The sequence below is a fragment of the Collinsella sp. AK_207A genome (genome assembly GCF_902501965.1).
GTDB lineage: Bacteria > Actinomycetota > Coriobacteriia > Coriobacteriales > Coriobacteriaceae > Collinsella.
The window spans coordinates 1-14,131 of record NZ_CABWID010000019.1; the positions used below are offsets into that span (position 1 = coordinate 1).

General features: G+C 63.0%; 16 protein-coding genes and 5 tRNA genes. All 21 read right to left on the reverse strand.

The window, feature by feature from the left end:
- Positions 1-251: 251 nt before the first annotated feature.
- Positions 252-455, reverse strand: a complete 204-nt coding sequence (locus GDJ97_RS06995; protein WP_152070588.1) for a hypothetical protein — start codon at positions 453-455, stop codon at positions 252-254.
- Positions 456-466: 11 nt separating this feature from the next.
- Entirely contained in the window at positions 467-976 is a 510-nt protein-coding gene (locus GDJ97_RS07000; protein WP_152070589.1) for a nitroreductase family protein, read from the reverse strand.
- A gap of 46 nt (positions 977-1,022) precedes the next feature.
- Entirely contained in the window at positions 1,023-3,188 is a 2,166-nt protein-coding gene (locus tag GDJ97_RS07005) for a UvrD-helicase domain-containing protein (RefSeq protein WP_152070590.1), read from the reverse strand.
- A 253-nt stretch (positions 3,189-3,441) separates the two neighbouring features.
- Positions 3,442-4,428: a hypothetical protein gene (locus tag GDJ97_RS07010; protein ID WP_152070591.1), complete on the reverse strand. Its 987-nt coding sequence runs from the start codon at positions 4,426-4,428 to the stop codon at positions 3,442-3,444.
- A 40-nt stretch (positions 4,429-4,468) separates the two neighbouring features.
- Positions 4,469-4,852, reverse strand: coding sequence for a PadR family transcriptional regulator (locus GDJ97_RS07015; protein ID WP_152070592.1), 384 nt, complete (start codon positions 4,850-4,852; stop codon positions 4,469-4,471).
- 151 nt (positions 4,853-5,003) lie between these two features.
- Complete coding sequence (gene rplA, locus GDJ97_RS07020) at positions 5,004-5,714, reverse strand: 50S ribosomal protein L1 (protein ID WP_152070593.1); 711 nt, start codon at positions 5,712-5,714, stop codon at positions 5,004-5,006.
- 94 nt (positions 5,715-5,808) lie between these two features.
- On the reverse strand, positions 5,809-6,237 hold the full coding sequence (gene rplK, locus GDJ97_RS07025) for a 50S ribosomal protein L11 (protein WP_152070594.1): 429 nt from the start codon (positions 6,235-6,237) through the stop codon (positions 5,809-5,811).
- Positions 6,238-6,356: 119 nt separating this feature from the next.
- Positions 6,357-6,893 (reverse strand): transcription termination/antitermination protein NusG, encoded by a 537-nt coding sequence (gene nusG / locus GDJ97_RS07030; protein ID WP_152070595.1) that lies wholly within the window; start codon positions 6,891-6,893, stop codon positions 6,357-6,359.
- 3 nt (positions 6,894-6,896) lie between these two features.
- The gene (gene secE, locus GDJ97_RS07035; RefSeq protein ID WP_152070596.1) at positions 6,897-7,244 is read right to left on the reverse strand and encodes a preprotein translocase subunit SecE; all 348 of its coding nucleotides are present in this window, start codon (positions 7,242-7,244) and stop codon (positions 6,897-6,899) included.
- A 77-nt stretch (positions 7,245-7,321) separates the two neighbouring features.
- Positions 7,322-7,397, reverse strand: a tRNA-Trp gene (locus tag GDJ97_RS07040).
- Between the two features lie 12 nt (positions 7,398-7,409).
- Positions 7,410-7,559 carry a 50S ribosomal protein L33 gene (rpmG, locus tag GDJ97_RS07045; protein WP_152070597.1) on the reverse strand — a complete coding sequence of 50 codons (150 nt, stop codon included), beginning with the start codon at positions 7,557-7,559 and terminating at the stop codon, positions 7,410-7,412.
- Between the two features lie 174 nt (positions 7,560-7,733).
- Entirely contained in the window at positions 7,734-8,924 is a 1,191-nt protein-coding gene (gene tuf, locus GDJ97_RS07050; RefSeq protein ID WP_152070598.1) for an elongation factor Tu, read from the reverse strand.
- A gap of 91 nt (positions 8,925-9,015) precedes the next feature.
- Positions 9,016-9,092 (reverse strand) — tRNA-Met (locus GDJ97_RS07055).
- Between the two features lie 5 nt (positions 9,093-9,097).
- Positions 9,098-9,173 (reverse strand) — tRNA-Thr (locus tag GDJ97_RS07060).
- Positions 9,174-9,178: 5 nt separating this feature from the next.
- A tRNA-Tyr gene (locus GDJ97_RS07065) sits at positions 9,179-9,262 on the reverse strand.
- A gap of 604 nt (positions 9,263-9,866) precedes the next feature.
- Positions 9,867-9,941 (reverse strand) — tRNA-Thr (locus GDJ97_RS07070).
- A 16-nt stretch (positions 9,942-9,957) separates the two neighbouring features.
- Complete coding sequence (locus GDJ97_RS07075; protein ID WP_152070599.1) at positions 9,958-10,671, reverse strand: NYN domain-containing protein; 714 nt, start codon at positions 10,669-10,671, stop codon at positions 9,958-9,960.
- A 9-nt stretch (positions 10,672-10,680) separates the two neighbouring features.
- Complete coding sequence (gene rlmB / locus GDJ97_RS07080) at positions 10,681-11,592, reverse strand: 23S rRNA (guanosine(2251)-2'-O)-methyltransferase RlmB (RefSeq protein ID WP_152070600.1); 912 nt, start codon at positions 11,590-11,592, stop codon at positions 10,681-10,683.
- 12 nt (positions 11,593-11,604) lie between these two features.
- Positions 11,605-11,841 (reverse strand): hypothetical protein, encoded by a 237-nt coding sequence (locus tag GDJ97_RS07085; RefSeq protein ID WP_152070601.1) that lies wholly within the window; start codon positions 11,839-11,841, stop codon positions 11,605-11,607.
- Between the two features lie 250 nt (positions 11,842-12,091).
- The gene (cysS, locus tag GDJ97_RS07090) at positions 12,092-13,564 is read right to left on the reverse strand and encodes a cysteine--tRNA ligase (protein ID WP_152070602.1); all 1,473 of its coding nucleotides are present in this window, start codon (positions 13,562-13,564) and stop codon (positions 12,092-12,094) included.
- 38 nt (positions 13,565-13,602) lie between these two features.
- The gene (ispF, locus tag GDJ97_RS07095; protein WP_152070603.1) at positions 13,603-14,100 is read right to left on the reverse strand and encodes a 2-C-methyl-D-erythritol 2,4-cyclodiphosphate synthase; all 498 of its coding nucleotides are present in this window, start codon (positions 14,098-14,100) and stop codon (positions 13,603-13,605) included.
- Between the last annotated feature and the right edge of the window lie 31 nt (positions 14,101-14,131).

Sequence of the window (14,131 nt, forward strand, 5' to 3'; positions counted from 1 at the left end):
CATCTCCACCATTCCTTCAACTGGGAAAATGCCGCCCCCGGGGCCCGGATAGGACCTCGGGGGCGTTCGGTTAACTGCGGGAGCGTGCCGTCAGCTCAATGTGTTCGGTTGGGATCGGAAATCAACCGTTAGTAAGCAACCGCCTAGATAAGAATAACCCGCTATACCCACTTGCTTAGAGTGGAATCTAACTTGGTTCGCATTCCTACCTACCTAAGGAAAAAACGAACCAGATACGTTCGTTCACTCCGCTACAGCCCGGCGTCGCGAAGTCGGCGCTCGATGCCCTCTAAGGTCATCCGGTTGGCAAAGAGTTGCTGGTACGTAGCCGTCTTCACCTTGCCCTCCGCGCGGAACTCCGCTAGGCGCGCCCGCGTATCGGCCAGCTCCGCGCGGATGCCCGCCACGAAGTGATCGTAGCGGGCCAGGCGGTCGGCATCGGTCGCGCTATTCATGCGGCACGCCCCTAATCCAGAAACGACACGGTCTCTTCCAGCGGCTTCCGCTTGGCGTGCAGGTGCGCCGGACGGCTCCGCTCGCTCGGATACCCCAAGGGCATCACCGAGATGATGCGTTGCTCCTTGGGAATGTCGAAACGTCGGCGCAGTTCGGAGGGGTCGATGAGCCCCACCCAACAGGTATGGAGGCCCAGCTCCTCGGCGGCGAGCATCATGTGCGTGGCCACGATGGAAGTGTCCACCACGCCAAAGTCGCAGACATCCGGATGGCGCGCCTCCGTCATGTCGTAGGCGAGGATGAGCACCACGGGCGCCCCGAACCGGCAGCGCGTGCCGGCGTCCATCTTCTCCAGCCCCTCAGCGCCACGCACCACGTAGATGCGCTGCGGCTGCTTGTTCTCAGCCGTGGGCGCCAAGCGGCCGGCCTCGAGCACGCGCCGGAGTTTTTCATCTTCAACGGGCGTGTCCGCAAAGCGACGCTCGGAGAAACGGCTGGTTGCCAGTTCGAGAAAGTCCATGACCCTGTTCCCTTCGACGTGGATTTCGCCTGAGCAGATCGCCGGACTAGGACGTTGCCAGCAGCGGTGACAGCTCCCCCACCGCGAGCAGCGTGACCCGGTGCATCGCACGGCTCACCGCCGTGTAGAGCCGACGGCGGGCAAGCGGGGTGTCCGGATAGACCGTCGCGCTAGCATCCGGGATGATCACGTGATCAAACTCCAGGCCCTTGGCCATCGCGAGCGTCATGATCACCACGCCCACGGCCGGCAGCGTCTCGCCGCGCTTCACCGTGGGCACCTCGCCGCCCAGCAAGCGCGAGATGCGACGCACCGCCTCGCCATCGTGCGCCACGATGGCCGTCAGCCCCTCGCCATCCCGCGCGGCCTGCACGAGTCCGTGCAGTTCCCGCACCAGCGCGTCCTGATCCGGCAGCGCCTCGCGACGAGGCTCCCCTCCGGCGCGGCGTACGCTCGCGAGCTTGACGTCGTCCCCCATGTGCACCAACGCGCTGAAGACCGCCGTCACCTCGGGGGTCGAACGGTAGCTCGTGAGCAGGCGGCACACGTCAACCTGGCCATGGCTCGCGGTGAAGACCTCGCGAATCCGCTCGAAACTCGCCGTGCCCTCGCGAATCGCCTGGTTCTGGTCGCCGAGCAGAAGGAAGTGGGCTCGGCTGAAGAACTTGGCGAGCACGCGCAGCTGAGCGGCCGTGTAGTCCTGTACCTCATCGATCATCACGTAACGGGCATCGCTCGCCCCGCGCCCGCAGATCAACAGACGAAGGTAGAGGAATTCCGTGGCGGAGAGGGCTTGCTTGCCGAGTGCCCGCATGCCCAGGCGATCCAGGCGCAACCAGGCGAGCTGGTCGATCTGCCGATCTGCCTCGGCCTTGAACAGCTGCTCCACGTACTTGCGGCACTGACTCGCCGTCTCGGCCTCGTCGGCGGGGTTCGCCACAAAACCGAGCAGCTGTATCTGCTCTTCAACGTCGAGGCCGAGCATGCGCTCCTGCCAGGATTCGTCGCGCGACATGCGCCCGAACTTCTGATCCAAGCGATCATGCAGCTCGTCGGTCACCAGGGCCACGAACCGCGGTCCCAGGCCGAACTGCTCGCACTTGCGCACCACGGCCGCGATCTGGGGCGCGGCGAGCAGCGTCTCTCCGTTCACCGTGATGGCGCGAATGTCGTCCTGCTCCACCGACACGCCCGGCAACGCCGCATCCAGTGCGTCGAGAGATTCCTCCGGCGTGGTGGTGCCATCGTCACGGTTGCCCGCCCCCTGCTCGGCCACGAAGTCGCGCCAGGTGAAGAGCTGCGGGTTCGCCTCGCCCATACTGGGCAGCACGCCGTCGATGTAGCGCTCGAAGACGTCGTTCGGGCTGAAAAGGACCACCTGGTCAGCGCTGAGCCGCTCGTGCTCCTGGTAGAGCAGATAGGCCACGCGTTGCAGCATGACGCTCGTCTTGCCCGAGCCCGCGATGCCGTTCACCAGCAAGACCGGCACGTCCTCGTGGCGCACGACCTCGTTCTGCTCGCGCTGGATGGTGGCGGTGATGGCTTGGAGCTTCTCGCTGTGGTGCTTGCGCAGCGCGTTCAGCAGCAGCGAGTCCTCGATGGCAACGGTGGTGTCGAAGTACGCGCGAAGCTGATCGCGGTCGATGTCGAACTGACGGCGCAGCTCGAGCACCACGTTGCGCACGCGGTCGCGCACCATGTAGGAGGTGGGACCGTTCTCCTGGTTGTAGTAGGTTTCCGCGATGGGATTGCGCCAGTCCACGACGAGCGGCTCGTGGTCCTCGTCGGTGATGCCCACCGCGCCGATGTAGACGTCTTCAGAGGGGCGCCCCGGGCGCATCTGCAGGCGTACCTTGGCAAAGTAGGGCTGACGTAGCAGCAGGAGCACGCGGCGCAGGCGGTCAACGGAGAAGTCGTGATACTGGTTGTAGGCGTCGATAACCGCGTTCAGCGTTTCGATGGCCGCAAGCGTCTCCATGGTCTCATCGGCACCGGTAAAGTCCGGGCGAATCTCCTCGGACATGGTCACCAGGTCCGCGGCAGCAGCCTTGTGCTCATGCTCGAGCTGGTGAGTCAACTCGTCGCGATATCCCAGGAGCTTTTTATAGAGCTCATTTAGGTGCGCCTGTTCTTCCTGGAAGATCGGATCATCGGCCTGATCGCTCTCAGACTGCTGGAGCACGGCATCTGGCGTGGTGGTGTTGGCGTCCATGTTCCTCCTCATGAAAGTTCGCGTACCCCAGTGTACCCGATGGCTCCAAAAGCCATCTGCAAGCACGATATTTCGGCCCGAGAATCAAAACTCGCTGCATTGGTACAGGGTTTCCGTGACCCTTACAGTATCGCGTGCTATGGCAGTTTTCCGACCTGCGGTTCCGCACGCAAAAGGGATCGGTCTACTCGACCGGCCCCCATAGATCTGTACCATTACAGCGAGTTTTGAATTCAACCCACCTGCAACGCCGCTAATCACGATCAGCCGCGTCGAGTATCCCTTCAACGAAGCCGCCCTGATACAGATGCTCCGTCTTCAGTGCTTTCCAGGTGTCGTAATTCAAGACGTCGCCGTTCAATTTCTGGCTGTATTGCTCTTCCAGCATGGCGCGCGAAAAGTCATACCGGTCGACGTTCGCCGTCTCGTCGCTCTCGCTTAGACTCATCTGAATCTGCTGGACCTCGGGCATGCAGGCAAAGATTGCCGTGGCATCGTACACCAGCGCCGCATCGATGAATTCGCTATCGTACGCATCCAGCACCGACCCATACCGAAGTGTCAGGATGCCACGCTCTTGGCTCGTATCCACCTGTGTCGACCACTCACCAAGCGGCAGCGAGGACACCAGAGCCGACAGCGTAGACGAATCCGAAATACTCGTTCCCATATACGCATTGGGCGGCTCCGCCTCCACCACCATGTTCAGCAAATCGTCGGCAGGATCGCCATCGATACGAACCGTACCGTCGGGGCTCACCACGATGGCATCGTCGTTATCCTGAATCTGAACTCCCTGTTTGCCCACGGAAAGGGAGGTGCCATCATGATTCACGCTGATATCGCCATCGGTCACGTTGTCGAAGAGGATGGCGCCCATGGCCACACCGATGAGGGGAATGCCGATCATAACGACAAGCAAAACACCGGCAAGCACGAGGAGCAGCTTCTTATGCGCCTTAACCGTGGTCGATGCCTTCGTTGTCACCGTTTCAGGCTGCGGCAGCACCGGAGCGCTCGGGCCCTTCATATCCTCGTCAGCCGATGTAGCCCCGCTCTGATTTGAACTGTCAGCCTCCTGGGATCCGTCACCCGACAACAGCTCGTCGACACTCGAGATGCTCTGCTTTGCCTCCTCGAGCGCTTGAGCCGCATCGATACCGCTCGCCACGAGGTCTTCGTAGCGAGCCATGAGGTTGCCGTAAATCTCTTCCTTGAGTTCGATGAGCTCGGCCGTCATAACCTTGCCCTCAAAGAGGTGCTCAACGTACATGCGAAGCTCATTCATGGTGTCCCCCATCCGTTGCCGCCGACTTCGCGGGCGCGGTCGTTTCAAGCAGGCGGTCGATGATATCCCGTACCTCACGCCACCGTTCGGTAGCCTGTTCGAGCTCATCCAAGCCGGCCTGCGTCACGCGGTAGTACTTACGACGCGCGCCCTGGGTCTCGTCCCCCCAATAGCTCTCCACCAGCGAGGACTTCTCAAGCCGCTTCAAACTTGTATAGAGCGAAGGCTCCTTCATCTCGTAGTCGCCCAAGCTCTTGTGCGCTACGCACTTGAGAATCTCGTATCCGTAGCTATCGCCATCGGCAAGCACGCACAAGATAATCGCGTCGATATTGCCGCGGATCAAATCGCTCGTCACATCTTTGCTCGTCGCCATTAGCACCTCCTCATCTCATTGAGACTACTCTAACACATACTACTATGTGTGACGATGTAGTATTTCAGACAGTTCTTTCTCGAGGTACAAAAAAGCCCTGCTCCTCAAGGAAGCAGGGCTTGGCGTTCAAAGATGCGCTGGAAGCGTAAAGCTACTCAGCCAGGAAGTTGCGCTGGACGGCGGGGTCGACCTTGACGCCCGGGCCCATGGTGGAGGACATGGAGATGCTCTTGACGTACTTGCCCTTGGCGGACGCGGGCTTAACACGCAGGATCTCGGTGTAGAGCGCTGCGTAGTTCTCGATGAGCTTCTGATCGTCGAAGGAGACGCGGCCCATCGGAACGTGGCAGATGCCGTAACGGTCGGCACGGTACTCAACACGACCAGCCTTGAGCTCGCCGACCATCTTGGCGACGTCCATGGTCACGGTGCCGAGCTTGGGGTTCGGCATGAGGCCACGGGGACCAAGGATCTTACCGATGCGGCCGACCTTGGCCATCATCGGCGGGGTGGCGATAGCAGCGTCGAAGTTGATCTCGCCGGCCTGGATCTGGGCAACGAGCTCGTCGGAACCGATCACATCGGCACCGGCCTCCTCGGCCTCGCGAGCCTTCTCGCCCTCGGCGAAGACGGCCACGCGCACGGACTTACCGGTACCATGGGGCAGGGAGATGGAACCGCGGATGTTCTGATCGGCCTTACGGGTGTCAACGCCCAGACGGAAGTGAACCTCGACGGTCTCGTCGAACTTCTTGTGAGCGCTATCCTTGACGAGCTTCACAGCCTCGGCGGGCGTGTAAAGGTTCGTGCGGTCGATCTTGGCCGCAGCCTCGCGGTAGAGCTTGCCATGCTTCTTAGCCATATCAATACCTCCTGTGGTGCAAACGGGAGAACACCCTCCCACATCGAGCGCGACGACCCTATGCCGTCGCGCAATTACCCAATTGGAGCCGACGTTACTCGGCGATGGTCACGCCCATGGAACGGGCGGTGCCGGCGACGATCTTCTTGGCGGCCTCGATATCGTTGGCATTGAGGTCCGGCATCTTGATCTCGGCGATCTTGGTGAGCTGCTCCTGGGAGAGCTGTCCAACCTTGACGCTCTGCGGGGTGGCAGAACCGCCCTTGAGCTTGAGCTCCTTCTTGATGAGGTGAGCCGCAGGCGGGGTCTTGGTCACGAAGGTGAACGTACGATCCTCGTAAACGGTGATCTCGACGGGGATGATGTCGCCCATCTTGTCCTGCGTGGCGGCATTGAACGCCTGGCAGAACTGCATGATGTTGACCTGAGCGGCACCGAGCGCCGGACCAACGGGAGGAGCCGGGTTCGCCTTACCGGCGTCGATCTGAAGCTTGATGACGGTGGTTACCTTCTTCTGAGCCATCTGTCTTCCTTCCTCACGCTAAAAGCGAAGTAATCTTACCTATCGTCAGCGCCGATCCCACTAGAAGCTCGCGTCCTGGTGAGCGGCCAGAAGCGAAGCGGGGACGCGAACGGACAACCTTACGCGATGACCTCGATCTGGTCGAACGCAAGCTCGACCGGGGTCTCGCGGCCAAAGATGAGCAGCGTGACCTTGACCTTGCCAGCCTCGGCGTTGACCTCAGCCACCTGGCCGTCAAAGCCGGCAAGCGGGCCAGAGGTAACGCGGATGGAGGTGCCGACCTCGATGGAGGTGGCAGTACGCTTGGGCGCGTCGCCCTTATCGGACTTGCGCATCATCTTGTTGTACTCATCACGGGAAAGCGGCGCGGGCTTGCCGCTGCCGCCGAGGAAACCGGTCACGCCGGGCGTGTTGCGCACGCAGGTCCAGGAGTCATCGTCCATTTCCATGCGAACGAGCACATAGCCGGGGAAGACCTTGGAATCCTTGGCGACGCGCTCGCCGCCCTCCTTGATCTCGACAACGCGCTCCATGGGAATCTGGATGTCGAAGATGCGATCCTGCATGCCCATGGTCTCGATACGATGCTCAAGGTCGGTCTTGACCTTGTTCTCGTAGCCCGAGTAGGTGTGAACGACGTACCAACGCTTGGACATTGCCTACCCCCTAAGACCGGCAAACAGCACCAAACCCTGGCTGATAACAGCATCAACCAGAGCAATGGCGACTCCCACGACGATGAGCGAGACGCACACCGCCACGGAGTAGTTGATCAGTTCTTTCTTGGTGGGCCACACGCAACGCTTCATCTCGGAGCGCACGGAGCCAAAGTACTTCTTGATACGGGTGAACACGCCCGGCTTCTTAGCCTTCTTGGTGCTCTTCTTGTCCGGAGTAGCGTCCTTCTTCTTGAGGACGCTCTTCTTGTCCGCGCCCTTGGCCTTGGAATCGGTAGCCAGGTTAGCGGGCTGCTCCGAAACCTTCTTCTTGCTCTTCTTAGTGGCCATTGCGCCCTACCTCCGGCGAAACCCGCCTTGTACGTTAGAAACCGTAAGCCTCGCGAGGAGGCTTACGGAGGTGAATCTGGCACGCCAGGAAGGACTCGAACCCTCAACACTCGGTTTTGGAGACCGATGCTCTACCAATTGAACTACTGGCGTGTAAATGAGAGACTAGCGCGTCTCCTTGTGGACCGTGTGCTTACGGCACCAGGGGCAATACTTCTTGATCTCCATGCGATCAGGCATGTTCGCCTTGTTCTTGGTCGTGGTGTAGTTGCGGCGCTTGCACTCGGTGCAAGCGAGGGTAACCATAGTGCGCATGTATCTTATACCTCCAATACCGTCCCATACGGGCACGGTGGATAAGGCTATCATCCCAACCGGCGAGCTGTCAACTACGTTCACAACTTCTGCAGCTCGCCCTTTACAAAGAAAACCCGGCGCCCCGATTGAGGCGCCGGGTTCAGAGCAGACCGTCAGATACGGGGTCTAAAACTAGGCCTCGATCTTGGAGACGATGCCGGAGCCCACGGTGTGGCCACCCTCGCGGATAGCGAAGCGCAGGCCCTCCTCCATGGCGATCGGGTGGATCAGCTCAGCGTCGATCGTCACGTGGTCGCCAGGCATGGCCATCTCGGTGCCCTCAGGCAGCTTGATGGTGCCGGTGACGTCCGTCGTACGGAAGTAGAACTGCGGACGATAGTTGGAGAAGAACGGGGTGTGACGGCCACCCTCGTCCTTGGTGAGGACGTAGATCTCGCCGGTGAACTTGGTGTGCGGGGTAACGGAACCGGGCTTGCAGAGAACCTGGCCGCGCTCGATGTCCTCGCGCTTGACACCACGGAGCAGGATGCCCACGTTATCGCCAGCCTCGCAGAAGTCCATGGACTTGCGGAACATCTCGATGCCGGTGGCCACGGAGGTGGAGGTGGGCTTGATGCCGACGATCTCGACCGGCTCGTTCAGCTTGAGCTCGCCGCGCTCCACACGACCGGTGGCAACGGTACCACGGCCGGAGATGGTCATGACGTCCTCGACAGCCATCAGGAACGGCTTGTCGTTGTCACGGGCGGGCGTCGGGATGTAGTCGTCGACGGCGTCCATGAGCTCGCGGACGGAGTTCATCCACTTCTCCTCGCCGTTGAGGGCGCCGAGAGCGGAACCGCGGATCACGGGGATGTCGTCTCCCGGGAAGTCGTACTCGGAGAGGAGCTCACGGGTCTCCATCTCGACGAGGTCAATGAGCTCCTCGTCGTCGACCATGTCGCACTTGTTCAGGAACACGACGATGTAGGGCACGCCGACCTGACGGGCGAGCAGGATGTGCTCGCGGGTCTGGGCCATGGGGCCGTCGGTGGCGGCGATGACCAGGATAGCGCCGTCCATCTGAGCGGCACCGGAGATCATGTTCTTGACGTAGTCGGCGTGGCCGGGGCAGTCAACGTGAGCATAGTGACGCTTGGCGGTCTCGTACTCGACGTGGGCGACGGAAATGGTAATACCGCGCTCGCGCTCCTCGGGAGCCTTGTCGATGTTCTCGAAGGCGGTGAAGTCAGCCTTGCAGCCAGGGGTCTCAGAGAGAACCTTGGTGATGGCGGCAGTCAGCGTGGTCTTACCGTGGTCGACGTGACCGATGGTACCAATGTTGACATGCGGCTTAGTACGCTCGAACTTTTCCTTGGCCATGAGCCCTCCTCCTTAGGTCGTCCCCGGACGGGACTTTGCCTACTTAACCTCAAGCGGCCCGATCGTATCCGACTGAGCCGCCTGTGTTACCTGGTAGCGGTGACTGGATTCGAACCAGTGACAACACGGGTATGAACCGTGCGCTCTGACCAACTGAGCTACACCGCCAAAACTGGAGCCTGCGACCGGACTTGAACCGGTGACCTCCTCGTTACCAACGAGGTGCTCTACCGACTGAGCTACACAGGCCTGACTGGTGGGGATGCTAGGACTCGAACCTAGGAACCCAGAGGGAGCGGATTTACAGTCCGCCGCAGTTGCCGCTGTGCCACATCCCCAGTTGCCATACTCGTGCTTGATGCGCTCCATTTCGGTCCGCCTCAAGCGCAAGCAGTGGAATGTTACGACGCGCTCGCGGGCGTGTCAACAAAAACGCACTAACACACGCGTCCGGGCGTATCTACATCACTCACTTACGTCGACCTGCACTTTAGCCTGCTGCAGTAATGCAGGTTCGATTCCGACCCACATGAAACGGGCCCGCTGCCGGCAACGGCAACGGGCCCGCAAGCTCCCTGGAGCCAGCGACAGGAATCCGCGGTCGGCGGGGCCGACCGCATCCGCTTCGGGCCTCCGGCCCTCGCGCGCTGCGCTGGGCGACGCTCGCGCGTCGCCTCAGCTCCGCGCCTTTGCAGGTTCGATTCCGACCCACATGAAACGGGCCCGCTGCCGGCAACGGCAACGGGCCCGCAAGCTCCCTGGAGCCAGCGACAGGAATCCGCGGTCGGCGGGGCCGACCGCATCCGCTTCGGGCCTCCGGCCCTCGCGCGCTGCGCTGGGCGACGCTCGCGCGTCGCCTCAGCTCCGCGCCTTTGCAGGTTCGATTCCGACCCACATGAAACGGGCCCGCTGCCGGCAACGGCAACGGGCCCGCAAGCTCCCTGGAGCCAGCGACAGGAATCGAACCTGCAACCCACTGATTACAAATCAGTTGCTCTACCGTTGAGCCACGCTGGCGCGTTGGTTCAGGATACTACAGTTTGGCGCGCAGGCCGGCGAGCTTGGCCGCGGCCTCGGGCGAGAGACGGCTTCCCAGTGTGAGCTTCATGTTGGGCGCCTCCTCCTGCACGCGCTCGATCTCGCGGTCGATCTGGTCCATCTCCTCCACGAGCATGCGCGCCGAGATGCGCGTGACGCCCTTCCCCATCACCGTCGCCTGGATGGTCCCATCCGACGTGACGACGGAGCAGGCACGCCCCGACTCGCGCGCCTCGGTGCACAACCGCTGGATCACGGTGTCGGCGGAAACGCCCGTTGGACTGTACTCGATGCGGATGCCCGCCTGCGGCAGATTCGGACGATCGGGGTTCACGTTGCCCGCGCCGTCGAACACGATCACGGCCTCGTAGCTACCTTGGGCAAAGGCGGCCACGTCGGCGATGAGCGCCATGCGCGCGGAATCATAGCGGTCGGTGGCGTAGGGGCTCTTTCCGCTGTCGTAGATGAGGCGCTCGTATTTAGCGGTGGCGTGGATGATGTTGTAGCCATCCACCACCAGCAGCTCCTTCTGACCGCGGGCGTTCGTACCGCGCGGCGGCTCGGACGGATCGGGAGCGCCGTAGACCCCGGAGCCGCCAAAGGAGCCGAACGCGTTGCCGACGCCGTAGGTAGCGGCGGAAACTTGACTCTTAACGGACCCCTCGCCGAAGCGCTTGGCCTTCGCCTTGTTTCGATTCTTCTTGGTCATCGGCAACTCCTACAGAACGCCCTGGTTGCGCCTGAGCCACTCGTAGCAGAACACGGTGGCCGCCTGAGCCACGTTCAGGCTCTCGGTTTGCCCACGCTGGGGCAGCTTGGCGAGAACGTCGCACTTCTCGAGCAACAGGCGCGAGATGCCGCTGCCCTCGGAGCCCATCACGAGCGCGATACGACCGTCGAGTGGTGCATTCCAGACGATATCCTCGGCGTGCTCGGAGGCACCGACCACCCAAAAGCCCGCCTCCTTCAGCTGGTCAATCGCACGGGCGAGGTTCGTCACCTGCGCGATCGGCAGATGCATGACGGCGCCGGCGGACGTCTTGAACGTGCCCACGCCCACGCCGGCCGCGCGCTTGTTCGCAACCACCACGCCGCTCGCACCCACCACCTCGGCGGAGCGCACGATGGCACCCAGGTTGCCCTCGTCCGTCACGTGGTCGAGCACGACGACGAGCGCGGGACCCGCACCCGAAGCCGAGATCACGTCCTCGATGGTCTTATACGGGAACGCTCCCACTTCGAGCGCGATGCCTTGATGCGCCCCGTGGCTCGAGATCTCGTCCAAACGTGCGCGCGACACGAACTCCACCGGCACGCCCGCAGCCTGAAGGACCTGGAGGTACTCGCGCGTACCCGCGTCCCCCTCCCCTTCAGCCACGAGTGCGCGCTTGACGGGGAAGCCACAGCGCAGCGCCTCGGCTGCGGCTCGACGTCCTTCTATATAGAGTGCCGCACGCTCTCCGGCATGGGTTTCCCGAGCGCCGGAGCGTCCAGTCCGCGACGCGCGGGCGGGTCCGGCGGAACGCGTCCGCTTGCCCTCGCCCGCGCGGCTGCCCCGTGCGCCATGATCGCCGAAACCGGAGCCCCTACCGCCCCGCTCGCCCTTATTCGCCTTGCGCCTATCCGCCATGGATGCCCCATCTCACCGTACCGTTTGAACGGGGCCATTATGGCATAACGGATAACCGCCGGCGCAGGATGCCGAGCAGCGCGGTGCGGAGAGCATGCGCGGACCCAAGGCCGCGCGCACCCGGCGCATGGCCTCGATAGTCGTAAAGCGGTCGGCAAGAAGCTCGAGTACCACCGGGATGCGGCGGTACCGGCCACTCCTCGCCAGCTCGCGCACCTCGCCCCGCATGGGAAACACGTCTCGCGCCATACGGCAGCCCCCTTCCGGAAACGAGAACAGGCTCGTCCCAGCTGATGGATACAGCCAAGGACGAGCCTGTACGAGCCCGCGGTGCCACCTTGGTTCGGGGTCGCCCCCCGCCCTTTGCAAGACACCTGCACGTCTCCGGCAACTGACGTATGCCTCCACGTCGCAGCCTACTAACTCGAACTAATAAAGCCGGAGGCGTGAACGAGTTACGTCACGCCCCCGGCTCGTAATCTGGCGAGGAATCCCCGAGCTAGACGCTCTTGATGCGCTGGCCGGCGGCCGTGTCCTCGATCACGAGCCCCATGTCGCGCAGCTGGTCGCGGATGGCGTCGGCGCGCGCCCAGTCCTTGGCCGCGCGGGCCTCGGCACGGGCGGCGAGGATGCGCTCGGCGGCCTCATCCACGGCGTCGCCCGTGTAAGCGCAGAGCCCCGCGGCCACGCCGAGCAAGCCCACGGGCAGTTCCACCTTGGGCTCCGGCAGCTGAATGCCCAGGGTGTCCAGCCAGCCGGCGAGCGCGTCCGCCGCGGCGAGGGCGGCGTCCGCGTCCACGGCGACATCCGCCTGCGTGGCCTCGAGATACTGGTTCGCCTCGGTCACGAAGCCGAAGACCGCCGCAAGGGCACCCGCGGTGTTGAAATCATCATCCATGCAGGCACGGTACTCGATATCCGTCTGCTCGCACGCAGCGGAAAGCGCAGCGGCGCGGTCGGCATCCGGCGCGTCGGCGGCATGGCCCGCGGCCCAGCGCAAGTTCTCCACCGTACCGGCGATGCGCGTGAGCGAATTCTCGGCACCCTCCAGGCGCTCCCAGGAGAAGTCGAGCGGGCTGCGGTAGTGCGTCTGCAGCATGAGCAGGCGGAGCGCCGCCGCGGAGTGCTTCTCGAGCACCTCTTCCAGCGTGAAGAAGTTGCCGAGCGACTTAGACATCTTCTCGCCGTTCACGAGCAGCATGCCCGTGTGCATCCAGGTGTTGGCGAAGCCCTCGTGCCAAGCGCAGGTGGCCTGGGCGCACTCATTCTCGTGGTGCGGGAAGGCCAGGTCGGAGCCACCGCCGTGGATGTCGATGGGCACTCCCAGGTAACGGTGCACCATGGCGGCGCACTCGGTGTGCCAGCCGGGGCGGCCGGCACCCCACGGCGAGGGCCAGCTGGGCTCGCCGGGCTTCGCGGCCTTCCACAGAGCAAAGTCGAGCGGATCGCGCTTGATCTCGTTCTCCTCGATGCGCGCGCCCACCATGAGGTCGTCCACGCGGCGACCGGAAACCTCGCCATAGGACGGGTCGCTACGCACGGCAAAGTACACATCGCCGTTCTCGGCCGCGTAGGCATGTCCCTGCTCGATCAGGCTCTTGATCATGCCGATCATGGGGCCGATCTCCTTGGTGGCGCGGGGACGCACATCCGGGTCGAGCACGTTGGCGCGGCGCATGACGGCGATGAACTTATCCGAGAACTCCTCGGCCACGCTCTCGGCCGTGCGACCCTGCTCGTTCGCACGGTTGATGATCTTGTCGTCCACGTCGGTGAGGTTCTGCGCAAAGGTCACCTGGTAGCCGGAGGCCATGAGCCAGCGGCGGATAACGTCGAAGCTGATGAACGTGCGCGCGTTGCCGATGTGGATGTTGTCGTAGACCGTGGGACCGCACACGTACATGCGGACCTTTCCCTCCTCGATGGGGGTGAACTCGGCCTTCTGATGCGTTTGGGAGCTGTATATCTTCATGGGGGGAATTCCTCTCGTGCTAGCAAATCGAACCCGGTCTACGCCGTCTCGCTACATCGCTTCTCCAGCAGGCAGACGGCCCAGGCGCCGATGCCCTCGCCCGTGCCCTCCCAGCCGAGGCGCTCGGTAGTGGTGGCGGCCACGCCCACGTTCTCCACATCCACGCCGAGGGCCCGCGCAAGGTTCTCGCGCATCGCATCGCGGTGCGGAGTGATCTTGGGCTCCTGACAGGCGATGGTGCAGTCCGCGTCCACGAACTCGAAGCCGCGGCCGCGCACGTGCTCCATCACGCGATGGAGCAGCACGAGCGAGTCCGCCCCCTCGTAGGCGGGGTCGGTGTCAGGGAAGAGCTTGCCGATGTCGCCGGCACGGGCGGCGCCGAGAATGGCGTCGGCCAGGGCATGGGCGAGCACGTCGGCGTCGCTGTGGCCCAAAAGGCCCTTCTCAAAGGGAATGTCCACGCCGCCGATGATGCAGCGGCGCCCCTCCACCAATCGGTGAACGTCATAGCCGTGTCCGATGCGCAGCGAGCTCATGGGCGAGCGCTCCTTCGTACCGTAGATGGTT